21 protein-coding genes and 2 tRNA genes are annotated in these 25227 nt (G+C 61.6%); 12 read left to right on the top strand and 11 right to left on the bottom strand.

The genetic code is table 11. The features are described 5' to 3' along the window. Nucleotides 1–52: 52 nt before the first annotated feature. The 4 genes from ftsH (at nt 53) to AC07NV_RS19340 (ending at nt 3581) form a co-directional block, all read left to right on the top strand. The gene (gene ftsH, locus AC07NV_RS19355; protein ID WP_495168026.1) at nt 53–1996 is read left to right on the top strand and encodes an ATP-dependent zinc metalloprotease FtsH; all 1944 of its coding nucleotides are present in this window, start codon (nt 53–55) and stop codon (nt 1994–1996) included. 60 nt (nt 1997–2056) lie between these two features. Next, the gene (locus AC07NV_RS19350; protein WP_495168025.1) at nt 2057–2443 is read left to right on the top strand and encodes a hypothetical protein; all 387 of its coding nucleotides are present in this window, start codon (nt 2057–2059) and stop codon (nt 2441–2443) included. A gap of 66 nt (nt 2444–2509) precedes the next feature. Then, nucleotides 2510–2965: a hypothetical protein gene (locus AC07NV_RS19345; protein WP_495168024.1), complete on the top strand. Its 456-nt coding sequence runs from the start codon at nt 2510–2512 to the stop codon at nt 2963–2965. Nucleotides 2966–2975: 10 nt separating this feature from the next. Then, nucleotides 2976–3581 (top strand): DUF3800 domain-containing protein, encoded by a 606-nt coding sequence (locus tag AC07NV_RS19340; RefSeq protein ID WP_495168023.1) that lies wholly within the window; start codon nt 2976–2978, stop codon nt 3579–3581. A gap of 52 nt (nt 3582–3633) precedes the next feature. Here the strand turns inward: AC07NV_RS19340 and rpoZ are convergent, their stop codons facing one another. Then, nucleotides 3634–3978: a DNA-directed RNA polymerase subunit omega gene (rpoZ, locus tag AC07NV_RS19335; RefSeq protein ID WP_495168022.1), complete on the bottom strand. Its 345-nt coding sequence runs from the start codon at nt 3976–3978 to the stop codon at nt 3634–3636. A gap of 553 nt (nt 3979–4531) precedes the next feature. On the opposite strand from rpoZ, the gene AC07NV_RS19330 reads away from it, so the two are divergent. The 3 genes from AC07NV_RS19330 (at nt 4532) to AC07NV_RS19320 (ending at nt 11617) form a co-directional block, all read left to right on the top strand. Continuing rightward, entirely contained in the window at nt 4532–4756 is a 225-nt protein-coding gene (locus AC07NV_RS19330) for a hypothetical protein (protein WP_495168021.1), read from the top strand. Between the two features lie 41 nt (nt 4757–4797). Further along, nucleotides 4798–5259 carry a GIY-YIG nuclease family protein gene (locus tag AC07NV_RS19325; protein ID WP_495168020.1) on the top strand — a complete coding sequence of 154 codons (462 nt, stop codon included), beginning with the start codon at nt 4798–4800 and terminating at the stop codon, nt 5257–5259. Between the two features lie 439 nt (nt 5260–5698). After that, nucleotides 5699–11617, top strand: a complete 5919-nt coding sequence (locus AC07NV_RS19320; protein ID WP_495168019.1) for a hypothetical protein — start codon at nt 5699–5701, stop codon at nt 11615–11617. Between the two features lie 160 nt (nt 11618–11777). Here the strand turns inward: AC07NV_RS19320 and AC07NV_RS19315 are convergent, their stop codons facing one another. The 3 genes from AC07NV_RS19315 to AC07NV_RS19305 all read right to left on the bottom strand — a co-directional run bounded on the left by AC07NV_RS19315 (nt 11778) and on the right by AC07NV_RS19305 (nt 14502). Then, nucleotides 11778–12497: a beta-barrel domain-containing protein gene (locus tag AC07NV_RS19315; RefSeq protein ID WP_495168277.1), complete on the bottom strand. Its 720-nt coding sequence runs from the start codon at nt 12495–12497 to the stop codon at nt 11778–11780. Nucleotides 12498–12911: 414 nt separating this feature from the next. Continuing rightward, entirely contained in the window at nt 12912–13184 is a 273-nt protein-coding gene (locus AC07NV_RS19310) for a hypothetical protein (protein WP_495168018.1), read from the bottom strand. After that, nucleotides 13177–14502: an ATP-binding cassette domain-containing protein gene (locus tag AC07NV_RS19305; RefSeq protein ID WP_495168017.1), complete on the bottom strand. Its 1326-nt coding sequence runs from the start codon at nt 14500–14502 to the stop codon at nt 13177–13179. The genes AC07NV_RS19310 and AC07NV_RS19305 overlap by 8 nt, the downstream gene beginning before the upstream one ends. Nucleotides 14503–14845: 343 nt before the next feature. Here AC07NV_RS19305 and AC07NV_RS19300 point away from each other — a divergent pair, with 343 nt between their 5' ends. Beyond that, nucleotides 14846–16042 (top strand): phospholipase D-like domain-containing protein, encoded by a 1197-nt coding sequence (locus tag AC07NV_RS19300; RefSeq protein WP_495168016.1) that lies wholly within the window; start codon nt 14846–14848, stop codon nt 16040–16042. On the opposite strand, the gene AC07NV_RS19295 is transcribed toward AC07NV_RS19300, so the two are convergent. Beyond that, entirely contained in the window at nt 16039–16677 is a 639-nt protein-coding gene (locus tag AC07NV_RS19295) for a class I SAM-dependent methyltransferase (protein WP_495168015.1), read from the bottom strand. The two genes, AC07NV_RS19300 and AC07NV_RS19295, sit on opposite strands and share 4 nt — an antisense overlap. 146 nt (nt 16678–16823) lie before the next feature. On the opposite strand from AC07NV_RS19295, the gene AC07NV_RS19290 reads away from it, so the two are divergent. Beyond that, the gene (locus tag AC07NV_RS19290; protein WP_495168014.1) at nt 16824–18137 is read left to right on the top strand and encodes an MFS transporter; all 1314 of its coding nucleotides are present in this window, start codon (nt 16824–16826) and stop codon (nt 18135–18137) included. On the opposite strand, the gene AC07NV_RS19285 is transcribed toward AC07NV_RS19290, so the two are convergent. After that, nucleotides 18134–20458 carry a CDC48 family AAA ATPase gene (locus tag AC07NV_RS19285; protein ID WP_495168013.1) on the bottom strand — a complete coding sequence of 775 codons (2325 nt, stop codon included), beginning with the start codon at nt 20456–20458 and terminating at the stop codon, nt 18134–18136. The two genes, AC07NV_RS19290 and AC07NV_RS19285, sit on opposite strands and share 4 nt — an antisense overlap. Nucleotides 20459–20612: 154 nt before the next feature. On the opposite strand from AC07NV_RS19285, the gene AC07NV_RS19280 reads away from it, so the two are divergent. Then, nucleotides 20613–21491 carry a LysR substrate-binding domain-containing protein gene (locus AC07NV_RS19280; protein ID WP_495168012.1) on the top strand — a complete coding sequence of 293 codons (879 nt, stop codon included), beginning with the start codon at nt 20613–20615 and terminating at the stop codon, nt 21489–21491. 61 nt (nt 21492–21552) lie between these two features. On the opposite strand, the gene AC07NV_RS19275 is transcribed toward AC07NV_RS19280, so the two are convergent. Continuing rightward, nucleotides 21553–21627 (bottom strand) — tRNA-Thr (locus tag AC07NV_RS19275). Nucleotides 21628–21743: 116 nt separating this feature from the next. Here AC07NV_RS19275 and AC07NV_RS19270 point away from each other — a divergent pair. After that, nucleotides 21744–21872, top strand: a complete 129-nt coding sequence (locus AC07NV_RS19270; protein ID WP_495168011.1) for a hypothetical protein — start codon at nt 21744–21746, stop codon at nt 21870–21872. On the opposite strand, the gene AC07NV_RS19265 is transcribed toward AC07NV_RS19270, so the two are convergent. Together AC07NV_RS19265 and AC07NV_RS19260 are read right to left on the bottom strand one after the other, a co-directional pair. After that, nucleotides 21862–22176 carry a DUF1905 domain-containing protein gene (locus AC07NV_RS19265; RefSeq protein ID WP_495168010.1) on the bottom strand — a complete coding sequence of 105 codons (315 nt, stop codon included), beginning with the start codon at nt 22174–22176 and terminating at the stop codon, nt 21862–21864. The two genes, AC07NV_RS19270 and AC07NV_RS19265, sit on opposite strands and share 11 nt — an antisense overlap. A 5-nt stretch (nt 22177–22181) precedes the next feature. Next, nucleotides 22182–23333: a peptidylprolyl isomerase gene (locus AC07NV_RS19260; RefSeq protein WP_495168009.1), complete on the bottom strand. Its 1152-nt coding sequence runs from the start codon at nt 23331–23333 to the stop codon at nt 22182–22184. A 73-nt stretch (nt 23334–23406) separates the two neighbouring features. Here AC07NV_RS19260 and AC07NV_RS19255 point away from each other — a divergent pair. Further along, nucleotides 23407–23497: transfer RNA gene (locus AC07NV_RS19255), tRNA-Ser, on the top strand. Here the strand turns inward: AC07NV_RS19255 and AC07NV_RS19250 are convergent. Both AC07NV_RS19250 and AC07NV_RS19245 read right to left on the bottom strand, forming a co-directional pair. Then, nucleotides 23457–23984, bottom strand: coding sequence for a hypothetical protein (locus AC07NV_RS19250; RefSeq protein WP_495168008.1), 528 nt, complete (start codon nt 23982–23984; stop codon nt 23457–23459). The two genes, AC07NV_RS19255 and AC07NV_RS19250, sit on opposite strands and share 41 nt — an antisense overlap. A gap of 70 nt (nt 23985–24054) precedes the next feature. Further along, nucleotides 24055–25226 (bottom strand): IS3-like element ISSpwi1 family transposase gene (locus AC07NV_RS19245; protein WP_495168007.1). Its coding sequence is split into 2 segments (ribosomal slippage): nt 24055–24962 and nt 24962–25226, totalling 1173 coding nucleotides; the frame shifts between segments, so codons are not numbered across the junction. Nucleotide 25227 lies beyond the last annotated feature (1 nt).

Genomic DNA, 25227 nt, shown 5'->3' with positions numbered 1-25227 from the left:
CTATCTTGTTCGGATAGGAGCGCAGTGCCGCGCCGTTGAGGAAAGAATCCGCATGCAGGACGACAAGGAACCGCAGGGCAACCCCTGGATGAAGAGTGTGATGATCTGGAGCGGCATCTTGCTTGCCATGCTCCTTGTCGCCTCGATGTTCGGCGGCGCGTCGCAGCCCGCGGGCAGTCCGCTTGCCTATTCCGAGTTCCGCCAAAAGATCCAGGAAGGCAGCGTCAAGGACGTCATTCTTTCCGAAGACAAGGCAACGGGCACGCTGTCGAACGGCGAACGCTTCACCGCCAATATCGTGCGCGATCCCGAACTGCTCAAGATGCTCAACGACAATAATGTCAAATATGACGGCAAGGCGACCGAAGCGCCAAATTTCTGGATGTATATGCTCATTCAGTCGCTGCCGTTCCTGCTGATCCTTGGCATCGCCTTCTTTGTGTTCCGTCAGGTGCAGAAGAACAACGGCTCGGGCGCAATGGGCTTCGGCAAGTCGCGCGCGAAGATGCTCACCGAAAAGCAGGGCAAGGTGACCTTTGACGATGTCGCCGGCATCGACGAAGCGCGCGAAGAGCTGGAAGAGATCGTCGAGTTCCTCCGCGATCCCACCAAATTCTCCCGGCTCGGCGGCCAGATTCCCAAGGGCGCGCTGCTCGTCGGCTCACCCGGCACCGGCAAGACACTGCTCGCCCGCGCAATCGCGGGTGAAGCCGGCGTTCCCTTCTTCACCATTTCGGGTTCGGACTTCGTTGAAATGTTCGTCGGCGTCGGCGCGAGCCGCGTTCGCGACATGTTCGAGCAGGCCAAACGCAACGCGCCGTGCATCGTCTTCATCGACGAAATCGACGCGGTGGGCCGCCATCGCGGCGCCGGCCTCGGCAACGGCAACGACGAACGCGAGCAGACGCTGAACCAGCTTCTCGTCGAAATGGACGGCTTCGAAGCGAATGAAGGCATCATCATCGTCGCGGCGACGAACCGCCCCGATGTGCTCGACCCTGCCCTCCTCCGTCCGGGCCGCTTCGATCGTCAGGTCGTCGTGCCGCGTCCCGACATCGAGGGTCGCCAGAAGATTCTCGAAGTCCACACGCGCAAAAAGCCGCTCGCACCCGACGTCGACCTCCGTCGCGTTGCGCGCGGAACCCCCGGCTTCTCGGGTGCCGATCTGGCTAATCTTTGCAACGAAGCGGCGCTGCTGGCAGCGCGCAAGGGCAAGCGCCTGATCGCCAACGACGAGTTCGAAGAGGCGAAGGACAAGGTCATGATGGGCGCCGAACGTCGCTCGATGGTCATGACCGAGGACGAGAAGAAGTCGACCGCCTATCACGAAGCTGGCCATGCGCTCGTCTCGCTGCACGTCGACGGCTGCGATCCGCTCCACAAGGTCACGATCATCCCGCGCGGCCGCGCGCTGGGCGTGACGTGGAACCTGCCTGAACGCGACCGTTACTCGACCAATATGAAGCAAATGAAGGCGCGGCTCGCGCTCTGCTTCGGCGGCCGCATAGCCGAACAGCTGATCTACGGCCAGGACGAGCTCAACACCGGCGCGTCGAACGACATCCAGCAGGCGACCGAAATGGCCCGCTCGATGGTCATGGAATATGGCATGTCGGACAAGCTCGGCTGGCTGCGCTATCGCGACAATCAGGACGAGGTGTTCCTCGGACACAGCGTTTCGCGCGCGCAGAATATGTCGGAAGACACCGCACGGCTGATCGACGCCGAAGTCCGCCGCCTCGTCGAAGAAGGCGAAAATGTCGCACGCAAGGTGCTGACCGACCATCTCGACGAGCTTCATCTGCTCGCTGGTGCGCTGCTCGAATATGAGACGCTGTCGGGTGAGGAATCGAAGCGCGCGATCAAGGGCGAAGACATTGGCCGCGAGGGCGATGCCGACAAGCGCGGTACGCCCGTCGCGGGTCATGCGGGCTCGCTGCCGCAGATCAAGCGCAAGCCGCGACCGTTCGGCGACGTCAATCTGCAAGGGGCCTAGGCTCGCGCCTAGGCCTTTCGATTCAGGCATTATTCATTGCCTGGCGGCAAGTTGCGGCATATGACCAACCGGAAATATGCGGGCCTCTTGCCCGCCCTGATCGCCGCCCCCTTTCTATGCGCCATGGCACCCGGCGACATGAGCGTCGCCGCGTTCCTCGCGCGCGCGTCGTCGCTCGAACGGCTCGGTCCCCTCGCCCTCGCGACCCCGCAGGGAAACCAGCTCAAAGGTGAGGTAGTCGCGGCCGGCAAACGCTATAAGGCACGGATAGACGCCGACCGCCGCGCCGGACGCAAAACGACGAGTTGCCCGCCCGAATCGGGTACGATGAGCCCCGACCAATGGCTCGCCCACCTTCGAAGCTATCCCGTTCCCGTCCGCAAGTCGGTGAGCATCAACACGGCATTCGACGCGCTGATGAAGAAACGCTACCCCTGCCCCGCCTGATGCGCCAATGCTGCGGCGGGACAAAAGGAGATGGCGATGATCGGTAAAGCGCGGAAGAGATTGGCGATGGCTGCCCTCCTCGCATTGAGCGTTCAGCCTGCGGCAGCGCAGGGAACCGGCGCGCTCACAAGCAAGATCGAGCTGGAAAAGTCCACACCCTCTCTGGACGGTGGGCTGACGAAAAAGACCTATGTCACGCCCGATGTGGTCGTGCCCGGCGACCGCGTCCGCGTTGCCCTCACCTTCACGAACAACGACGCCGCCCCAGCGGCAGGGGTCAATCTGGTCAACCCGATCCCCGAAGGTCTTGTGTTCGATGACACAGCCGATGCATCGGGCTTCGCCGTGTCGACCGACGGCGGCAAGACATTCGGTGCGCTCGCAAGCCTGACCGTGCCCGTCCAGGGCGCGACTGGTCGCCCCGCCGCGGCCGCCGACGTCACCCATGTCCGCTGGCTTTGGCCCGATGCGATCGCGCCCGGCCAAAGCCGCTCGGTCGCCTTTTTCGGGCGCGTTCGGTGATCCGCGCCAGATGACGATTTACTGCGACGAATCGGGCGGCCTCAATGCCGGCGTGATGACCTTTTCGGCCGTGATGCTGACGCCCAAAGCCGCAGCCGACATCCACGCGCGCTTTCGCGACGTCACCGGACTGCGCGGCGAACTCAAGGGCAGCCGCATCAGCATCGTCGAGCGCGCCTATCTGCTCGAACTGTTCGATCGCGCGGGCGGGCGCGCATGGGTGGCCGTCGCAGAACGCGACAAGCTCGCGCAGAATTCCGATGGCACGCTGCCCAGCGATCTTGCGCTCTATGCCGCGCTGCTCAATCTCGCGATCGGGCGCTGGCTGCCCGAAACAGGCGGTGTATGCACCGATGTCGTCATCGACGACGGTCGTTATGATCCCAAGATCCTCGGGCATGTGCGCGAAGAGATACAGGCGGGACTCGGCGGATGGGGCAGCGCTTCACTGGCCGACAGCAAACGTAGCGACGGGGTCCAGATTGCCGATGTGATCGCAAATAGCCTGTTTAACGTCACCATCGGCTCGCCCCGCGCGCATCGTATCCAGCGGATCATCGACCCGATGCTCGCGTCGAAAGCGATCCGCGTCGCCGAATTGACAAAGCTGGCATAACAAAAGGGCCGCAGTTTCCTGCGGCCCCCTTAATGATCGATGTCGACAGCGCTTATTCGAAGTCGCTGCCACCGCCCGCGGGGCTGCGCGGCGGCGCGGCGGCGGTCAGGCGAAGCGCTTCGGCCGAACGGCTGATCGAGCTGATTTCATCGGGCGTATCGTCATCGTCGATGATGACCTTCTGCATCGATCCGACCAGCGTTTCCTTCAAATCCTTGGGACGCACGGTCTGCTCGGCGATCTCGCGCAGCGCAACAACGGGATTTTTATCCCGGTCGCGGTCAATGGTCAGCTCCGAACCGCCCGAAATTTCACGGGCGCGGTGCGCGGAAAGCAGAACCAGGTCAAAACGATTGGGAACTTTGTCAACGCAATCCTCGACGGTAACGCGGGCCATATTATATCCTTAGAATATCGGAGAGACCAGCCCTGCCTTTAAGGCGTGACGGTAAGCGCAGCACTTTAGCAGGGGGGCATGCCTAATGTCAATCTGAACCGCCCCGGAATTGCCGGAGGCCCTAACTCCTGAGAGGAAGGGCGTAGGATGAGTAAGACAACGAACAAATTCGCACCTGAGGCTCGCGCCCCCGCGAGGCTCTATGGCGGGCTAAGAAGCTCGCCTACTACGAAGAGTTCTTCGGCGCTGCAAGCGGGATCGTCGACCACGCTCCCGACGATGCCAAGATCAGGTTCGCCAATGCCGTTAACAATCTTCACCTCATCGGCTCGGCGGCGGTTATTACCGCACTCCACACGTTCACTGACGAGATTGCTGAATCCAATTCGGCTTCGTTCACCAAGGATCGCCATGACGAACTCTGGTCCCGACTGGTCTGGGAAAATCAGGGCTGATCTTGACGATCCTCCCACATCTGACCCGCCCGCATTTCGCGCGCAGCTCTGGGCGTCCGGCGCTAGTTCGGCGCAGAGCTAGTTGCGAAGCCGAACACATGAGAGATTTCATCCTTTCCGAGATTAAGCGCCTTGCGTCCGAGAACGGCGGAACCGCGCCGGGGCAAAATGCCTTCACAAACTCGACCAGCATTTCGCCGGCCAAATGGCGAGGCATTCATTGGCTTCGCTGGAGCGATGCGCTTGCCGAAGCGGGCTTTGCAGCGAACGCGTGGAACAAGAAAACCGAAACGAACGAGGTTGTTCGCAAATCGCCGAGCTAACGCGAGAATTGCAACGCTTGCCCACAAGGTCCGAAATCCGGATGCGTCGTCAAACCCATCCAGAGTCCCCTTCCCATTCAACAGTCGATGCCTACCTCCGTACCAATGCGAATATGATGCAAGCACTGCTCCAGTTCGCAGAGATTGAAGACGGCTGGAGTGATTTAGCCTGCTATCTTCCGGCTGTCGAAAACGAACCTGATGCGCCTCGAAGCGCAAGTCGGGTGAACGGCTTCGTCTATCTCCTCAAGTCCGGGAATCACTACAAGATCGGACGCAGCGATGACATTGAACAACGCTTCCACGAGATAAAGTTGGCCCTGCCGAAATCCGTGACCCTTGTTCACACCATCCGGACGGATGATTCATCAGGTATCGAGGCATATTGGCACCGCCGTTTCGCCAAACAGGGAATGGTTTTCGCTGACCGGCGAGGATGTTCGAGCTTTTTGCCGGCGCAATTTTCAGTAGCGCTTTGGAGGCGACCTAACCCCTCATTTTGAAACTGAGTCACCACCGCACTCGGTGGCCCCGCCGCGCCCCATGCAAGTGCGGTCTCACTGCGCCCTCATCCGGAACATATCCCGCCGCTCGATTCCGTCACCCTGTCACGGTTCGCCAGAACACGACCTTGCGCGATGAGACGACAATGCTAGGATACCAAAAAATTATAGAAATTCGGATTGTGAAAAAGTGGCGAACAATTCTTCCATCAAAGTTACCAATGACGGCGCATCAGTTGCTACGTTCAACCTGAACATCAACGGAAACTCGCTACTCCTATCGACTTCGGATATTATCCAAGCCATAAACGCGATGCCCGTATTTCAGACAGAAGGCGCAGCCTATGCGACTTGGGTCTGGATGATGGACAACAGTTATCAGTTTGATCCGTACAGCGGAGCAAATTGGCAGCATGCGCCCTATCTTTTTCTTAATTCCATGGGATTCGGCTTTTGCGATGATGTTGCTCAAATCTATGCGTCAATCCTCAAGGAAATGGGATATGAATCGCGTGTCCTTTGGATCGAAGGCCATGTCGTCAGCGAAGTTCTCGAAAACGGAATATGGAAGATATTCGACGTCGATTTGAAGTCGATCTATCTCGACGATTCGATGAATATTCAAGGATACGACTATATATTGTCGCATCAAGATGATTTCGCCGAGAATTTCACCGGATCGGCTTATACTTCTATAAGGCCAGCGTCCTGGGCGTTCGAGAGCTCCGTGCTCGACCTTTACCGGTCAACGAGCGACAATCAGATATTGCCGCCTCCCCAGACCGAAGCTTTCGCGGGATCGGCGGCGCTCACTCTGCCCGTCGGCGCCACGCTGACTATCGAGGATGCGCCCGCAGGCCTTATCCAGTCGCTGAACGGCATCCCTGTCCCTTATCTGTCAGTACTGAAGGTAGGTTTCGGCGACCTCGATAATTTCGCCTTCGACTATCCCCTGATACCCATAGCGATTACCGGTTCGGGGACCGTAACGATCGACGGCATATCCTATTCGATCGAGTCGCCGGCGCTGAATGCGCGACTGGCCGACCGGTCGAAGGCGGTTACCCAGATCTTTGTCGATTCCGAATCCGGCGACAATGAGATCGTCTATCTTCTCAACTCCAAGCGATTTTCGCTTTCCTCGTCCACCTCGGCGACCCTGACCGACACGAACGGTGACTTGAGTCTGGTGCTGGCAGGAAGCGACGGCGCGGACAAGCTTGCCGACGCGCATGTCATGCGCGGCGGCGGTGGCGACGATATCCTGGCCACGACGGCGAACAGCCCCGATCGTCAGCCCGGCGGCGTGATGGACGGCGGCGACAGTGCCGATATTCTGGAAGTGCATCAAGGCGCGAACGGCGTTGGCATCTGGGGCAATTCCGCGTTCGAAATGCTGGGCGGGGCCGGCGACGACCGGTTTGTTCTTGCGGGAACGCAGGTGGCACTGTCGGCATCGACCGCTGCCGTCGTGAACGGCGGAGCCGGATTCGACACCCTCGTCTGGAACGGCGCCTATAATCTGACCCACGGAGGCGCGCAGAATGCGGCGCTAGGTCTCTACGATGGTCTGTACCGGAAGGAAATCCAACTCCGCGACGTCGAAAGGATCGACCTGATTTCCGCGGGAGTGACCGGGCTCAATCTGACATTTTCGGAGCAGGATGTTGCCGATATCACGCTTGGCAGCGATTTCGACCGGTCCTCGCTCGACTTGGGACTGGCAGGCAACGGTAATATGCTTTTTGTCGATTTGGGCGACAATCAGGTTGACCTGACGGGGTGGACGCTGCTGGGCCGCTCGTCGGTCGGCGGCATCGAATATAACATTCTGCAAAATGGCTCGAGCTACTTTGGTATCGCCCTCGTGTCGGACCGGATCATGGACGGGACGACTGCCGTCGACACCCTCATCGGCTTCGCCGGAAACGACGTCATCACCGGCAATGGCGGCGCCGACATTCTCAAGGGAATGACCGGAAACGACATCATCACGCAGGTCGCGGCAACGCTGAACGATGCGGCCGGCACGGTGATGGATGGCGGGGTTGGCGACGACATACTGACGTTCGACGGCAGCCACGCTCAGACCACGTCCTATATTACGATCTTGGGCGGCGCAGGAAATGATATCATCCGCGCGGCGACAGCCCAAGGGCAATATGTCGGGTCGATACAAATCGACGGCGGCGACGGTAACGATCGTATCACGACCGGCCATATCGAAGGCGGCAGCCTGGGAATCGGCTATATCGACGGCGGAAACGGCGACGACGATATAGAGGTGCTCGACACTTGGGACGGGATCGGCGTCTGGGGCAACACGAATTTCCAGATACGCGGCGGAGCGGGCAACGACCGCTTCATTCTGGCGGGTACACAAGTGGCGACCCAAAGGAGTCTGGCGCTCAATTTGAACGGCGAAGACGGCTTCGACACCCTCGTCTGGAACGGCTCCTACAATCTGACCTCGGGACCGCGGCAGCAGAATCCCGGCCTGGACCTAGTTTTCGGCCAATATGAAAGGATGATCCAGGCGCGCAATATCGAGAAGATAGACCTGCAAAGCGCCGGGGTGACAGGACTGAAGCTGAAATTCACGCCCGAGGATGTCGCAACGATAACCGCGGGAAGCGATTTCCATCAGTCATCGCTCGGCATCGGGCTGACCGGCATCGGCAAGACGCTGTTCCTCGACGCCGGCGACAATCTGGTCGACGTCACCGGCTGGACCTTCGTGCAAGACATCGTCGTCAACGACACCAACTATCAGTTGCTGAACAGCGGTGCGACATATCTGCTGCTGGACAGCGTCGCCAACCACATCCTTGCGGAACGGCCAGGCGTCAGCGGATCGACCGAGACGGATACGCGCTTGGCGGCGCTGACCTTTGCCGATCTTGACGCGAATGAAAGCTATGACCTCGCCGCCAGCCTCGTTTTGTCCGCCTGGAGCGGGGGGGGGACGATCCCGGCGGCAACGCTCAGCGCGCTGGCCGGCGCACTGGCCCTTGCGCGCGATGGCGCTTCGGTGAACGCCAGCTTCGGACTGCTCGACAGCCTCGTCGACTTCCTCGGGGCGGGAGAGACGCTGACGCTCACCTATGAGGTGAGCGCGACGAGCGCCGACGGGACGAATTATGTCAAACCAGTCACCTTCACCATTACAGGCGCGACCGATACCCCGGCGCTAGCCTTCGACATGCCCGACCTCGGCGTCGTTACGAATCTGAAGCCGGGCGCGGCATCGGGCATCACCGTGGCCGGCCTCTACGCCGCCGGAAGCAGCGTCAACCTGCTCGACGGGCATCCGCCTCTGACGACGTCCAGCAACTATGCCTTCACCCAGCTGCAAGGCTCGACCAGCGGCTATAACTTTCTGGGCGGGCCGGATTGGTTCGTGGAGAAGGGCATCAGTATTGCGGCACTCGCAGGCGGCACGATCGTCTTCGCCGACGGCACGACCGGCAAGATCAACGAGGCATCCAACGGATCCGCAGCCCTCTCCGAATCCGCCTATGTCTATTATCAGGCTTATGAACCGGGGTCGGCCTGGCTCAGCGAACTGAAAGCCACCAACGGTTCGAACGAGTTGCTTTCCGCCACGATCGGGCTCGGCCTCAACGATACCGACCTGCAGGACACCCATCGGCTGGGCTATGCTCTGGCGGCGTCGGTCTGGAGCGGCGGGTCCGGCATTCCGGCCGAGACCGCCACCGCGCTCGCGAACGCGCTCTCGCTCACCCGGAACGGCGCTTCGATTTCTGCCTATTTCTCCCTCGCGGACCGGCTGGTGGATTTCCTTGCCCCCGGCGAGACACTTACCCTGACCTATAATATGACAGTCACCGACCGCGGCGGCGCTGCCGACATGCGGCCGGTGACGGTCACGATTACGGGGGCGGCCGACGCCGCCGCGCTGTCACTGGACATGCCGGATCTCAGCATCGTTACCAATCTGAAGCCCGGCGCTCCTGCAGGCGCAACGGTCGTCGCTCTCTATGCCCCCGGCAGCAGCGTCAACCTGATCAAGGGCCTCCCGCCCCTTACAACGCTCAACAACTATGTCGTGACCCAGCAGCCAGACTACACCAACGGCTACAATTATTTGGGCAGAAATGGCTGGTTCGCGGCCAACGGCATCAATCTCCTCGCGCTGACGGGAGGAACGATCGTCTTTGCGGACGGAACGACCGGCAAGATCAACCGCGCCTCCGATGGCGCAACCGGAGAATCCGCCTATATCTTCTACCAGGCCTATGAACCGGGCCAAGCGTGGCTGAGCGAAAAGCCGAACACTAGCGGCTCGAACGAACAGATCACTGCGGCGGTGGCACTCACCGCGACCAGCGACCTCAATGCGCTCGGCAGCATGAGCTACAGCCTGGCGTCGGCGAACTGGAGTGGTGGATCCGTCATTCCCGAGGAAACCGCGAGCGCGCTGGCCACCGCCCTGGCACTGAATCGCAGCGGCAATACGATCACCGCCAATTTTGAGCTGGCCGACAAACTGGTCGATTTTCTCGCTGCCGACGAAATATTGACCCTGACCTATAATGTGACGATCGGCAGCCAAGGGACCGGGACCGCCACCCAGCCGGTCACCTTTACGATCAAGGGAACCGCCGACGCGCCAACGCTGGCCTTCGACATGCCCGACCTGAACGTTGCGACCAATCTAAAACCCGGAGCGGTGGCCGGAGCGACCGTCGTCGGGCTCTATGCCGCCGACGGCAATGTCAATCTGCTTGACGGGCGTCCACCGCTGACGGCGCTCAGCAATTATGCCGTCACCCAGCAGCAAGGCTACACGAACGGCTATAACTTCCTCGGAGGACCAGACTGGTTCGTGACGAACGGTATCAGTTCGGGTACGCTTGCTGGCGGCACCATAGTCTTCGCCGACGGCACTACCGGCAAGATCAACAAGGCGTCCAACGGATCCGCCGCCCTTTCCGAACCCGCCTATATCTATTATCAGGCCTATGAACCCGGTTCCGCCTGGCTGAACGAACAGCGAAACAAGAGCGGTTCGAACGAACTCAACACGGCGTCGGTATCGCTCAGTCTTGGCACCGACCTTAACGATAGCTATAGTTTCGGCTTCCGTCTCGCCTCTTCGGTGTGGAGTGGCGGGTCGACTATCCCCATCGAGACGGCTAGCGCGCTCGCGAGCGCGCTCTTGCTTGCGCGTAGCGGCGGATCGATTACCGCCAACTTCGCGCTTGCCGACCGTCTCGTCGATTTCCTCGCTGCGGGCGAGACGCTCACTCTGACCTACGACGTGACCGCCACCGACCAGACGGGCCGATCCGGCTCGAAGCCAATCACCTTCACCTTCACCGGAAGCAACGATACGCCGGCACTTGCGGCGGGCGTCCCTGATCTTTCTGTCAATGCCAACCTCAAGCCCGGCGTCGGCGCGGGGGCGACAATCGCGGCGCTTTACCTGCCCGGCAGCAGTGCCAACCTGCTCGACGGGAAGCCTTCGCTCGTCACCCTGACCGCCTATGCCACCGCCGAGCAGGCGGACTATACGAACGGCTATAACTTCGTCGGTGAGCGCAACTGGTTCGCGGCTAACGGAATCGACATCGTCGCCCTCTCCGGAGGCACTATCGTCTTCGCTGACGGCACGACCGGCAAGATCAACCGGGCGTCCAATGGACATGCGACGCTGAACGAGCCAGCTTACATCTACTATCAGGCCTATGAACCCGGATCGGCGCACCTCAACGAACGCGCCAACACCTCCGGCTCCAACGAGCTTGACATCGCAATGATCTCGCTGAATCTGGGCAATGACTTCGGGGACAGATACAGCCTCGGCTCCGACTTCGTCTCCGCGGGATGGAATGGCGGATCGGCGATCCCCACCGAGACCGCCGCCGCACTCGCGGGCGCCTTGTCGCTCGCTCATAGTGGCAGTGCGATCACCGCAAGCCTCGCGCTCGCCGACCGCCTCGTCGACTTCCTCGGCGCCGGCGAGACGCTCACGATCACCTACCACGTCACCGTCGCCGACCAGGCAGGCACCAGTGCCTCGAAACCCGTCATCTTCACCTTTACGGGGGCATCGGAGGAGAGGGCCCCCGCGGCCACGGCCCAGCTCCGCGATCCGCAGGACATGACCCTCTACATGGGGGATGATATCGCGACCGGCAACATTTCGGTCGGCGGCCGGATGACGCCCGACGGCCAAGCCCTTTATCCGAACACGGAAGCCGGGTCGGCTCCGACGGACCCGCTTCTGGCCTTGATGATCCAGGACATGAACATGTTCGCGGTCGCCGGCGGCGCGGGAGCGGCCACGAATTGGCAACGCGAAACGGCGAAGCCTGTGGATTTCTTCGCCTGACGCCGTCGACGATTAGCGCTCACGGGCCGCTTCGTCCAAATTACTGGCAATCGGCGAAAGAAGACATTGGATGATCCGTCGTTGCCCGGTCTTGATTTCGGCCTGAACGACCAATCTGGGACGATCGATCGTTCCCCGCTATCCACGACAATGGCGCGCTTCAAAAGGCGGATGCGCACCGAATAGATAAGGCCCCGCGACGCGGCAGGCGGGGATAATCCGGATTCGTCACCTCTTGTCTGCGATGCCGGAGCTTCGACGGCGTCGCGGCTGATGTTTCGACAACCCCTGGGACAATGCCATATTGCGTGAACGGAAAGGCTTCCAGCTTGACGCGAACGGGCTGCCCTTCCCTCACGAAGCCGATATCGCGATTGAGAATTTGCGCCTCAACCACGGGCTCGTCGTCGTCCGGAACGATCACCATCAGCGGCTGTGCGGGTTGCATCACGCCACCGATGGTCGCCACGACCAGTTGCTGCACGGTCCCTGAAACGGGCGCCCGAAGTTGCTGGAAGGCCGTTCCGCGCCGCGTCTTCGTCACTTCCTCGCGCGCCAGCCCCGCTTTTTCCTGGCTGTCCGACAGATCGGACGCGACCGATTTTCCGAAGCTGCCGGGCAGTCTGGCGAGCTGCGCGTCGATATCCGCCATCGCCGCTCGTGCCTTTGCGGCATTCGCCCTCCGAACTTTGATATCCTGCTCATGCTCGACCTTGACCTGTTCATATTCAAGCAGGCGGAGATGCGAAAGATATCCCTTCTCTCCCAATTGCCGACGCGCCTCCAGCTGGCTTTCCACCAGTGGCAAAGTCCGTTCGAGCTTCACCAGTTCGGCCTGTGTCGCGGCGAGTTCGGCGCCGCGTTCGGCCCGCTGCTGTATCAGGCTGGCGCGCTCGCCTTCATATTCGGCAATGGCGGCGCGGACGAATTCGCCTGCGCCCGGATCGCATCATCCTCGGTTCCCGGCGGGGCTATGAAACGCGCGGACCGTCCCTCTATATGGGCCATCAACGCCGAATTGCGGGCCGAGAGAACTTCGGCGTTCACGAGACTGTTCGAAGCCTGCGCCGCTTCTGCGCCGACCAAATTCGAATCGAGCTCGACCAATAGATCGGCCGCCTTGACATGCTGGCCGTTGCGGACATGAGCCGCTCGGACATAGCTGATCTCAATGGGCTGAATGACCTTGATGCTACCCGAGGGCACCACGCGCCCCGTCGCGGTCGCGATCACGTCCACCTTCCCTATGAACGACCAGAGCAATGCGGGGGTGAAGAGAGGCACAGCGACAGCATCAATCAACGAAGACCCGGACTCGGCGGCTTTTCATGATTTCCAGGGTGGCGGGCAGGAACTCGGTATCGCTGCTCGGCACCGCCTGTGCCCCGGCTTCGTCCTCGATCTGCCAGCTGTGCGGAAGATCGTCCAATGACGCACGAGGTTGGGGAACCATCGGCCCATCTGCTCGCGAAAGCTCATCCGGGGGCGCTGCCATCTGCTCGGCATGGAGCTGCGCATAGCGCCCGCCCGCACGGAGAAACTCGTCATGACTACCCTGTTCAGTCACCTCGCCTGCCTCGACGGTAATGATCCGGTCGCACTGGCGAACGGCGGACAGTCGGTGGGCAATGATAACCACCGTGCGCGCCCGCCGCTAGGCCCGCCAGATTGTTCCGGACGATTTCCTCGCTTTCGGCATCAAGTGCAGAAGTGGCTTCGTCAAAGATCAGGATGCGTGGATTGTTCACAAGTGCTCTGGCGATCGCGATATGCTGCCGCTGTCCACCGGACAGATTGCCGCCGCGCTCATCGATCACCGTGTCATAATCATGGCTCATTTCAAGGATGAAATCATGCGCACCGGCGAATCCGGCAGCGGCGATGACCGCCTCGATCGGCAGCGTCGGATCGCTCAGCGCGATATTTTCCCGCACGGCGCGGTTGAACAAGATATTCTCCTGCAACACGATACCGAACTGGCGCCTCAGCCAAGGAGGGTCGACCAGCGCAAGGTCGACGCCCTCGATAAGGGCCCGTCCCTGTTCAGGAACATAGAGCCGCTGGATCAGCTTGGTCAGCGTCGACTTTCCCAACCCGGAAGGTCCGAAGATGCCCAGCATCTCACCTGCCCGCAGGTCAAGACTGATCCCGCGAAGCACTTCGGGGGTGTCGGGGCGGTAACGGAACCGCACCTTGTCGAAGGTAACGTCGCCGCGGCTCCTCGCGCGATTGGGGTTATATTCAGTCTCCGCCGACGCGTTGAGCACATCGGCGAGGCGGTGGACCGAAATGCGCACCCACTGGAAATCTTGCCAAAGCTGCGACAGCCGCAAGATGGCGGCCGCGACGCGCGCCGCCAGCATATTGAAGGCAATGACCGATCCGACCGACAGATCGCCGACTATCACTGCCTTCGCATCGAAATAGATGATCGCGACCGTGGTCAGCTTCGACACGATCTGGATCAGATGGCTACCCCAATTGGAGAGCTTCGCGGCGCTGAAACGCGTGCTGGTGGAGGCGGCGAACAGCCTTTCCCAACGGCTTCGCATCTGCGGCTCGACGGCCATCGCTTTCAGCGTTCCGATGCCAGTCAGGCTCTCGACCAGAAACGCCTGATTTTCCGCGCTACGGCGGAATTTTTCCTCGAGTAGCGCGCGCAATGGCGGCGAAATGAGGACCGATATCGCAATATAGCATGGAATCGACAGCAGCACGATCAGCGTAAGGAGCGGCGAATAGAGGAACATCACCTCGAAGAAAACGACGGTGAAGAACAAATCGATCACGACCGTAACGGCATTGGAGCCAAGAAACTCCCGGATATTTTCCAGTTCGCGAACGCGTGCGATGCTGTCGCCGACCCGCCAGGAATTTCGCCACAAGGACGAAGCAAGCCAGCACAGGGTGGATGGCGCGCTCGGCAGGGGCCCGGCGCGCTCAGCAGTCCCGGCCTGCGCCGGATCGAGATCTTCCGGAGCCCCCGTCACTAAATTCGCTCCGGGCAGAGTTCAACTCCGCTAGCGGACTCCGCCGTTTCGTTCCGATGCCGAACTCCGCCCGATCAACGCAGCAAGGAATCCGCTGCCCAGAACAATCGTTCGGCGTCAACATTCAAATCAACTGCCATCCCCTATGCCTTGCGCGGCAGCGCTCCGTCAGTCAACCATTGCGGTCAAAAACAGCCAACGCTTGCCGCATAGATGGCCGCCAGCCTATGAACGACCTATGACCGATGTTGCCAGTGAGGCTCGAAAGACCGAAATGTTGAAGGCGAACATCGCGGGGCATCGGCTTGAGGTGATATTTGACGGCGAGCAGCGGTTCGAACAATTGCTAGCGCTGATCGGCGGCGCGATCAGCAGTATTGACCTGGTCATCTATATCTTCGAGCATGACGCTGCGGGGATACGCATACTCGATGCTATGACCGCCGCCGCGCGCCGCGGGGTGCGGGTCCGCGCGGTGATGGACAGTTTCGGCTCGTCGGACATCTCGGACAGCATCTTTGTTCCCTTGCGTGAAGCGGGCGGCAGCGTGACGTTTTTCTCGCGGCGCTGGCGATCGAGCTATTTGGTCCGTAATCATCAGAAATTGCTGCTGATCGACGACGACGTGGCGGTGACCGGCGGGTTCAACATCGCGACCCCCTATCTTGGCACACAGCCGGACAATTGCTGGTTCGACCTGGGCATCGTTGTGCGCGGGCCGTCGGTGGCGCGCATGGTCGCGTGGTTCGAGGAGATCCACGATTACACCGTGAATAATGACGGCAAGCTGTTCATGCTCCGCCGCCTTATCCGTGAATGGCCTGTTGAGGCCGCGCCAGTGACTTGGCTGGTCGGCGGCCCGACCCAGCGATTGTCGCCGTGGGCGCAGGCGGTGCGCACCGATTTGGTCGGCGCGCACCAACTGGACATGGTGATGGCCTATTTCTCGCCGGGGCAAGGCATGCTGCGGCGCCTTGGGCGCGTCGCCCGGCACGGCCGAGCGCGCTTCATCATGGCGGCGAAATCGGACAATGCTGCGACGGTCGGTGCCTCGCGCCTGCTCTATGGCTATCTGCTGCGCAAAGGCGCGCAGGTCTGGGAATATCGCCCATGCAAGCTGCACATGAAGCTGATCGTTGTTGACGATGTTGTCTATATCGGCACTGCCAATTTCGACATGCGCAGCCTGTTCGTGAATGTCGAGGTGATGCTGCGTATCGCCGATGCCGGTTTTGCCGAGCAGATGCGGGGCTTCATCGCGGCGCAGCGGGCGGATTGCGACGACATTACCACCGCGAAGCACAAGTCGCGAGCCGGATGGCTGACGCGACTGCGCTGGACGTTGGCGTGGTTTGTCGTGGGTGCCGCGGACTATACGGTGTCGCGACGGTTGAATTTCGGTCTCGGTGAGACCGATCCCGACCTGGAAGTTTAGTCTTTCCAGCCCCAGAACAGGAAGCACGGCGGGACGTTCACCCATTCGAACGCATTGTCGATGCGATCGAAATGCGCAGCGAGGAAGTCGCGCGCGCGGGCGCGGAATTGATAGACCAAAAAAGCACCGCCGGGACGAAGCACACGGTGGGTCGCAGCGGCAATTGCCGGGCCAACGCCGGCGGGCAGCGTCGAGAAGGGCAAGCCCGAGAGGACATAATCCGCCTTCTCGAAACCATGTGCGCGCACGATTTCCTCGACATCAGCGGCCGAGCCGTGAACCGCAATGAAACGGCTGTCGCGAATATCCTTGCGAAGATAGTCGATGAAATCTTCGTTGGTGTCGATCGCGATCAACGTCGCATCGCCGGCCATCCGTTCGAGCACGGGGCGGCAGAAGGTGCCGACGCCCGGTCCATATTCGACGAACAGCTTCGTGTTTTTCCAATCCACCGGACGCAACATGTGGCGGATCAGCGTCGGCGACGACGGCACGATCGATCCAACCATGACCGGGTGCTTGACAAAGCCGCGGACAAACATGCCCCAGGGCCCGAAAAAGCGCTTGAGGCTCTCGCGAAGCCGGCGGCCCAACGGAGCTTTCTTTTCTTGGGCCTGCGCCCGCGGATTGGTCATGATGGCTTTCGCGTTGTTGCAGTTGGCAAAGGCGTGGCAAAATCGGCGCCGACGCGCAAGGAAAGAGTCTGTCTTGACTCTGGACAGACAAGCGCTCGCGTGTAGGGAGAGGCAGCGTTACCGACCACGGGCGAGGAGGGGCGAACATGGCGACGACATCGCATTCCATCCCCTCGGACCGCATGGCGGTGCTGTTCGCCGTCATGCTGGTCGCCGCGGCGGGCAATACTGCGATGCAGTCGATCCTGCCGACGATCGTTACGAAGCTGCATATTCCCGACGTATGGGGAAGCCTCGCTTTCAGTTGGTCAGCGCTGCTTTGGGTCCTGACGGCACCCTATTGGGCGCGCCAGTCCGACAAGCGCGGGCGCAAGGCGCTGATGGCGCTCGGCGTCGTCGGCTTCCTCTCGTCGATGGCGCTGTGCGGACTTACGCTCTGGGCCGGGCTCGAAGGCTATCTCGCGGGGAGCGTCACCTTCGTAGTTTTTGCAATATTCCGCAGCCTTTATGGCGGTTTCGGTTCAGCGTCCCCCCCTGCGGTGCAGGCCTATGTCGCTTCCCGGACGGACCCCGAGCAGCGGACACAAGCGCTGTCGCTCGTCTCCTCCTCCTTCGGGCTCGGGACCGTCATTGGTCCGGCGATCGCGCCCTTTTTCATTCTGCCGTTCGTCGGCCTCGCCGGCCCCATGCTGGTATTCGCGCTGATCGGCCTCGTCGTGCTGATCTTGCTGCGGTGGCGCTTGCCCGACGACGTGCCCCGCTTCGCAGCACGAGGGACCATCGCCACCTATCCGGCAGCGGGATCGGCCCCTACCGCGACCGACGAAAGGGAAGATGAGGCTGTTGACCAGCCTGCCGCATCAACGGCACCATTGCGCTGGACCGACAACCGCGTCCGCCCATGGCTGCTCGCCGGCCTTTTGGGCGGGCAGGCGCAGGCCATGACGCTGGGCATTATCGGTTATCTTGTCCTCGACCGGCTTCACCTGCGCCAAAGCACCGATAACGAGGGTGCGGCGACCACTGGCATCGTGTTGATGGCAGGCGCCTTCGCGACCCTGCTCGCGCAGTGGGGCCTGATCCCGATCCTGAAGCTTACGCCGCGGATGACGGTGCTCGCGGGGGCGGCGCTCGCGGGAATTGGCATCGTTATGAATGGCCTTGCCAGCGACCTCCATACCATCGTCATCAGCTTTTCGCTGGCATCGCTCGGCTTTGGCCTGTTCCGGCCAGGCTTCACCGCCGGCGCGTCGCTGTCGGTGCCGCGGCACGATCAAGGGTCCGTAGCAGGCATGACCGCATCGATTAACGGATCTGCCTATATCATTTCGCCAACCATCGGCGTGCTGCTCTATAATTGGCACCCGATGGTCGCTTATGGCCTGATGGCGGCGTTTTGCGTCTGGCTAGTGGTGTGGGGCTGGTCCGCACTGAGGCTGGACCAGCCGCCGACTCGTTAATCCTTCGTATCGTCGCTGTGCTTGCGCTCGCGAACGGGCTTGAGCATACCGGGCGCGAAGAAGCCGATCGGATCGACACTCATCGCGGCCTGCTTGATCTCGCCCTGGATCTTTTCATAATCCTTTTCCATCGCCTCGGTGACCGAGGCGCGGGTGTCCTTCAGCGCGGCTTCGAAATCGTCCATCGTTACCGTCTCGCTGGCGATCGAACGCTTGAGCGCGGCAAGACCCGCGCGCCGCGTCAGGTCTTCGAGGTCGGCGCCGGTGAAGCGATCCGACCTTTCCGCGAGCGCCGCAAGATCGACATCCTTCGCCAGCGGCATCTTGCCGGTCTGGATTTCGAGGATGCGCCGGCGCCCCTCCTTGTCGGGAACCGCAACATAGATCAGTTCGTCGAGCCGCCCCGGACGAAGCAGCGCCGGGTCGATCAGGTTTGGCCTATTGGTGGCGCCGATGACGACGACCGACTGCATTTCCTCGATCCCGTCCAACTCGGCGAGGATCGTGTTGACGACGCGGTCGGTCACCTGCGGCTCGCCCGACGTTCCGCTGCCGCGCGCGGGCACCAGGCTGTCGAGTTCGTCGATGAAGATAATCGTCGGCGCAACGGCGCGCGCACGCGCGAATAGCCGGGCGATCTGCTGCTCGCTCTCGCCATACCATTTCGACAACAGGTCCGACGATTTGATCGAGATGAAGTTCGCATCGGATTCGCGCGCCGCCGCCTTCGCCAGCAAGGTCTTGCCGGTTCCGGGCGGGCCATAGAGCAGGAAGCCCTTCGCCGGACGAATGCCGAGCCGGCGAAACGCCTCGGGATTCTTCAGCGGCAGTTCGATCCCCTCGATCAGCTTGTCGCGCGCAGCGTCGAGCCCCCCGATGTCGCTCCAGCGGGTCTTGGGTGCCTGTACCATCACTTCGCGCATCGCCGACGGCTGGACGCGTTTCAGCGCATTGTTAAAGTCCTCACGCGTGACGCGCAGTTCTTCAAGCACCTCGGGCGGGATCGTGCCCTCGGCAAGGTCGAGCTTGGGCATGATCCGCCGCACCGCCTCGATCGCGGCTTCGCGCGTCAATGCCGCCATGTCGGCGCCGACAAAACCAAAGGTCGTGCGCGCGAGTTCCGCGAGGTCGACATCTTCGGCGAGCGGCATCCCGCGTGTGTGGATGCCCAGGATCTGGCGACGCCCGCTCTCGTCGGGAACGCCGATGACGATCTCGCGGTCGAAACGGCCCGGACGCCGCAGGGCCTCGTCGATCGCGTCGGGACGATTCGTCGCAGCAATGACGACGAGGTTCGTGCGCGGCTCGAGCCCGTCCATCAGCGTCAGAAGCTGCGCGACAAGGCGTTTCTCCGCCTCGCCCTGCACCTGCCCGCGCTTGGGCGCGATCGAATCGATCTCGTCGATGAACAGGATCGACGGCGCAGCCTTTGCCGCGGCCTCGAACACGTCGCGCAGACGCTTTTCCGACTCGCCATAGGCGCTGCCCATGATTTCGGGGCCGTTGATCAGAAAGAATTGCGCGTCGCTCTCGTTGGCGACCGCGCGCGCCAGCCGCGTCTTGCCCGTGCCCGGCGGGCCGTGCAGCAACACGCCGCGCGGCGGATCGACGCCGAGACGCTGGAACAGTTCGGGATAGCGCAGCGGCAGTTCGACCATCTCGCGGAGCTGGTCGATCGTGTCGCCAAGGCCGCCGAGATCGTCATAGGTGACGTCGGTACGGCGCGCGTCATGCGGCTCCTGATATTCAGGAAGCAGTTCAATTTCGGTATTTTCGTCGATGAAGACGACGCCCTTGGGGTTCGCTGAAACGACGAGCAAGCGCACCTCCGCAAGCGCATAGGCGGGCGCGTTGAGCATCTGGCGAAGCTGCGGGGGCATGTCGCCGGACGGCAGCCGCTGCTGCCCCGCAGTCGCGACGGTGTCGCCCGCAACGAGCGGACGCCCAAAAAAGCTGCGCTTCAGCGCGTTGGCGGAGCCCTGCAGTCGCAGATTTTCCTGCGCGGGCGCGAACACGACGCGCGTCGCCGGGCGCGTCTCGATGCGGCTCAGCTCCACCATATCGCCCGCGCCGGCGCCCGCATTGGCGCGCTGAAGGCCGTCAAGGCGGATGACCTCCAGCCCCTCATCCTCAGCATAAGGCAAGACAACGCGCGAAGCCGTCTGCCGCTTGCCGCTGATCTGGATGATATCGCCTTCGGTGACACCAAGCTCGGCCATCACGGAACGCGGGATGCGTGCGATCCCCCCGCCGCTTTCCTCTGCGCGGGCGTTCGCCACCTGCAGTTTCACCTGTTTTTCTTTTACCGCTGCGTCGGCCAATGCGCGTCTCCCTCAAAAAGGTCAGAATGCGAAAGATAGGATGGCGGTTCCCGATTTGCGACCCCCTTCCCCTTCTTATGGCCGCGCCATTTTATGACGCACTGCACAAAATTCTGGCATGTCCGGCAAGGTCATGTCATCATCGGCAACGGATATGCCACGCCTACCCCCTATCAGCAGCATGGAAGCCTTTCTGGAGGTTGCCCGTCATGGCACGGTCAAGGCCGCGGCGATCGAGCTCGGCCTGTCGATGCCCGCGCTGTCGCGCCGGATCCAGACTCTCGAACATGCCGTCGGACGCCCGCTTTTCAACCGCCACCACCACGGCCTCAGCCTGACCGAAGCCGGACGCGCACTGAACGAACAATTGTCGCCGATTCTCGATGAGCTGCGTATCGTGATCGGCCAGGTCGGCAGCCCCGATGCGTCGCTCCGCCTGCACCTCAACGTCCTGCCGCTATTCGCGCAGCAGCGCCTGTTCCCGCGCCTGCCCGAACTGCGGCGTCAGCATCCCGAACTGCATATCGACATCGACACGATGTCGCACGCCGAAGCCCGGTTGGGCGACGGCATCGACGCAGCGATCGCGCTCGCGCGCTCGATCGACCCGGTGCTTTATGCCGCGCGGCTCGACCAAGACAAGGTGTTCCCGATCGCGTCGCGGACGCTGATGGACAATGGTCGGCCCATCGCAGTCCCCGAACAGATGCAGCGGATGACCGTCCTGCTCCACCGCGAAATGCCCGAAACCTTCGCCGAATGGAAGAAGGCGATCGGCATGCCCTATCTGGAGCCCGCCGGGATCGATTATTTCGATTCGGGCCCCTTGATGCTCGAGGCCGCGGCGCAGAGCATCGGCGTCGCCTTCATGCACGGCCATCATTTCGACGATGCCCACGACCCAAGGCTGGTCCGCCTGTTCGATTTCGATGTCGACAGCCCGTACAGTTACTGGTTCGTGTGCCGCCCCCGCGCACTGCGCCAGCCGGCCGTGAAATTCTTCCACGACTGGCTGCTCGCGGCGAAGATCTAGCAGTAGATCAGCATCGGAGACGAACCGAGCGGTCCCCTGAAATCCTGCGATGTATGGAAAATGGTGCTGCTGGACAGGATTGAACTGTCGACCTCGTCATTACCAATGACGCGCTCTACCACTGAGCTACAGCAGCAACCGGGGCGCCCCCAAACGCATGTTTGCTGGGCAGGCGCGGCCTATGAAGGGGCGCCCTTCGCCTGTCAAGGTGCGAGGCTTGACGGCGCGCCGATTTCGCGAGATTGGCCGCTTGTGAGCAAGCCCCCCTCCCCCGCGGATATCGAGCGCGAGCGCCGCTTGGCCGAAGCGCTGCGCGTCAATCTGCGCAAGCGCAAGGCGCAAGCGCGTGAGGCGCAGACCGAAAATCCGCCTAAAGACTGACGGTCACCGTCACCGGGTCGCCCTCGGTCAGCCCTTCGGCTTTTCGCACCGCGGCCTTGACCGGCAAGATCCATCCACCGCTTTCCTTGTGCGGGAAGACCGACGTCTTCCATAGCGTGTCGCCGATCACCGCCTCGACCCGCGCCGATCCGAACCCCTTGCGCCCGTCGAGCCATTGTCCGCTGATCGCTGCCAGGCGGATGCCGTCGGCTACCTCGCCAGCGATGGTGACGAAGAACCATGCAGCGGGCGCCGTGGCCGATTGCCAGCGCCAGAGCGGCGTGGTGATGGTGAATTCCTCCACGGTGCCTATTTCGCAGCGACCGGCCGAATCGGAACGGGAATGTTGCAGATGTCGGCTCCCCCCGCGGGCTTGATGAAGAAGGGGTCGCGGCGGTTGGCGCGGGCATCGACATAGCGGCCGAAGCTGAGACTTGCTCCCGAAAGATATTCAAACTTGGGCCGTTCGGCCGCCGGCATTTCGCTGGCCAGCCGGACCGAGACTATCGGCACACGCTGGGCCGGGTCTTCGTAAAAACCCAACGCCCCGGTCCCGCGCGGAAGGCTCGTCAAATGCTCGATCCCGCTGACCACGCGCCCGACAAGTGCGATATTGCGATCGAGATGCCGCGGAGCCTGCCCGATCACGGTATAAAGTTCGGCTCCGTTACCCGTGTCGGGCGACATATTGCGGCCGACACCAACCATGCCATAGCAATGCACGGGCCAATATCGCCAAAGCTGGTCGCCGACCTCTTCGGCTGCGATCGGCCAGCCCTTGTGGATCTCGACCCACTGCGCGTAGGCGTCTCGTTCGTGCCAGCCGTCCGGTGCTTTGCTCGTCCGCGTCGAATCCATCGAGATTCGCACGCTTTGCTCGCGGACGTCCATTTCGGCTTGCAAGTCTTCTCGCAAACGCTGCAAATTCGCCCCCATCTTGTCGAGATCGGCTTTGCTGGGTGAGGCGGCCTTCTTGGCGGCAAATTCAGCCACGGCCTTCTTATGCGCAGCTTCCGCCGGCCCGTCGGTCACAGCCGTGGCGGAAGGTGTCGCGTCCATAGCATCGGACGTCGTCACATAGCCGCTCTCCGGCATGACAGCCAAACCGGCAGGCAAGACCTTCTTCTCGGTCGCATCGCCCCATTGCACGACATAATTATCCTGCACACGGTTGACGCTGGTGCCGTCCCACCAGTGCGCGGCGGCGAGCTTGCGGATGTTGCCGATCCATCCCTGGCTGAACGGTGCCGGCATCAACTGGATGTCGACGCGGCGCGGCTTGCCTCTGGCATCGGGCGCTAGGTCCATCACCAGCAGATCCGAGAGCGCGATGGCGATCCAGTCGCTCGCCGGCGCAGCAGCCGCAATCTCTCCCGGCGACGGGATCTGGGCAGGCTCTTCCGCATGAGCGGGAAGGAGCAGCGACGCGGCGGCAACGGCCGTCAGGAGCAAATGTTTCATGCCCGATGTCTGCCACGCCCAATCGGCTTGCGAAAGCCCCGCCAAGCGATTAGGGCGCCCGTTCCAAGCATGCGGAGCGGTGGCCGAGTGGTCGAAGGCGCTCGCCTGGAAAGTGAGTATAGGTCAAAAGCCTATCGTGGGTTCGAATCCCACCCGCTCCGCCAATTGCTTTTCTCGGTTTTCGGCACAGTCCAAAGCCTTGAACGGCAAGGATAAATCTGCGGTTCGAAGAGAACCATTCCAGTCATATTCCAAATGAGAGTTGAGGGTTAAGCGAAGGACGATGTGCCTATCCTCAAGAGTTCCATTCTCCCAAAGATTCCAAGGGTTTGCAAAAAAGTCAAAAGCGGTTCGAAAAGTCTCATCAAAAGACTTCGCTACTGTGCCGCAACGCGCCGTTTTTTCCACCATCGCAAGCTTTTCGCGTTCCAGCTTTTCCACTTCGGATTCGTAGCGGGTAATTACTGTCCGGCTCTCCGATTCCATGATCCGGTCCACCAGATTGGCAATCTTCTTTTCGATGGTCGCGACTTCACGTTTTGCGGCTGCTTGGCGCTCAACATTTTTGGCTTCGCTTTCATCCCACCGCTTCCGGAACAGCTTGGCAACAATGCCAATCAGTTCAGGACCGGGAACGAGGCGGCGCAGCATGTCTTCAAACGCTCCCTCGATCTTGGAACGTGCAACTGACCGGCCCCCACCGAGTGGTCCGCGGGGATTGTTAGTGCATTGACGTCTCCATCGCCAGTGTTGGCCGTAGGTGGAGCGAAGCGGAACCGGAGGGCGACACTGGCGATGGAACGGCCTCTGGAGCCGGTGGTCGATATCCCAGCGAGCTGTGCGGCCGGACGGTGTTGTAATGTCGCCGCCACGCCTCGATCAGAATGCGGGCCTCGGCGAGCGAGTAGAAGATCTCGCCGTTGAGCAGTTCATCGCGCAGCGACCCGTTGAACGATTCACAATAACCATTCTCCCATGGCGATCCGGGGGCGATGTAGAGCGTCTTCACGCCGACCTTCGCCAGCCATTCTTGCACGGCGGTCGCGATAAACTCCGGCCCATTGTCAGACCTGATGTGCGCTGGCGGCCCGCGCGTAACGAACAGCTCGGCCAGGGCCGCAAGCACGTCGTCGCTCTTGAGCTTGCGCGCGACCGGCAACGCCATGCACTCCCGGCTCGCCTCGTCGATGATCGACAGGATCCGGTATTTGCGGCCATCGTGGGTGCGACCTTCGACGAAGTCGTAGGACCAGACATGCCCAGGATACTCGGGCCGAAGCCGGATGCATGATCCGTCATTCAGCCAGAGCCGACCGCGCTTCGGCTGCCTTTGCGGCACCTTCAGCCCCTCGCGTCGCCAGATGCGCTCGACCCGCTTGCGGTTCACATGCCACCCTGCGTCGCGCAGCAACGCAGTCACCCGGCGATAGCCATAACGACCATATTGCCGCGCCAGCGCTATGATATCCTCGGTGAGAGCCGCTTCGTCATCTGCCCCGCGAGGCGCCTTGCGCTGTGTCGATCGGTATTGCCCGAGCACGCGGCAGAGCCGTCGCTCGGACACCGGCATCATCATTCTGATGTGGTCGATACAGCGCCTTCGGCGCGCGGGGCTCAGAAGTTTCCCCGAGCAGCTTCCTGCAGGATCAGCTTGTCCAGCGTCAGGTCAGAGATCGCACGACGAAGCCGCGCATTCTCTTTCTCCAGGTCCTTCATTCGCCGCGCCTGATCGGTCTTCAGGCCGCCATATTCCTTGCGCCACCGATAATAGGTCTGCTCGCTGACCGCGATCCGCCGACACGCCTCTGCGGTCGTCGCACCCTGCGCCAGAACAACCTCCGCTTCACGCAGCTTGCCGATAATCTCTTCCGGGCGATGCTTCTTGGTCGGCATT

The sequence above is a fragment of the Sphingopyxis sp. GW821-FHT10B01 genome, assembly GCF_059415685.1.
The sequence above is the reverse complement of the archived record's forward strand: the minus strand, read 5'-3'. Positions and strand labels throughout refer to the sequence as shown.

Coding starts and splice junctions, on each gene's coding strand:
- AC07NV_RS19260 (WP_495168009.1), bottom strand. CDS start 23,333: ATGAAACATTTGCTCCTGACGGCCGTTGCCGCCGCGTCGCTGCTCCTT.
- AC07NV_RS19295 (WP_495168015.1), bottom strand. CDS start 16,677: ATGACCAATCCGCGGGCGCAGGCCCAAGAAAAGAAAGCTCCGTTGGGC.
- AC07NV_RS19325 (WP_495168020.1), top strand. CDS start 4,798: ATGCGTCGTCAAACCCATCCAGAGTCCCCTTCCCATTCAACAGTCGAT.
- AC07NV_RS19320 (WP_495168019.1), top strand. CDS start 5,699: ATGGGATTCGGCTTTTGCGATGATGTTGCTCAAATCTATGCGTCAATC.
- AC07NV_RS19290 (WP_495168014.1), top strand. CDS start 16,824: ATGGCGACGACATCGCATTCCATCCCCTCGGACCGCATGGCGGTGCTG.
- AC07NV_RS19350 (WP_495168025.1), top strand. CDS start 2,057: ATGACCAACCGGAAATATGCGGGCCTCTTGCCCGCCCTGATCGCCGCC.
- ftsH (WP_495168026.1), top strand. CDS start 53: ATGCAGGACGACAAGGAACCGCAGGGCAACCCCTGGATGAAGAGTGTG.
- rpoZ (WP_495168022.1), bottom strand. CDS start 3,978: ATGGCCCGCGTTACCGTCGAGGATTGCGTTGACAAAGTTCCCAATCGT.
- AC07NV_RS19330 (WP_495168021.1), top strand. CDS start 4,532: ATGAGAGATTTCATCCTTTCCGAGATTAAGCGCCTTGCGTCCGAGAAC.
- AC07NV_RS19250 (WP_495168008.1), bottom strand. CDS start 23,984: ATGCTGCGCCGCCTCGTTCCCGGTCCTGAACTGATTGGCATTGTTGCC.
- AC07NV_RS19345 (WP_495168024.1), top strand. CDS start 2,510: ATGGCTGCCCTCCTCGCATTGAGCGTTCAGCCTGCGGCAGCGCAGGGA.
- AC07NV_RS19280 (WP_495168012.1), top strand. CDS start 20,613: ATGCCACGCCTACCCCCTATCAGCAGCATGGAAGCCTTTCTGGAGGTT.
- AC07NV_RS19300 (WP_495168016.1), top strand. CDS start 14,846: ATGACCGATGTTGCCAGTGAGGCTCGAAAGACCGAAATGTTGAAGGCG.
- AC07NV_RS19340 (WP_495168023.1), top strand. CDS start 2,976: ATGACGATTTACTGCGACGAATCGGGCGGCCTCAATGCCGGCGTGATG.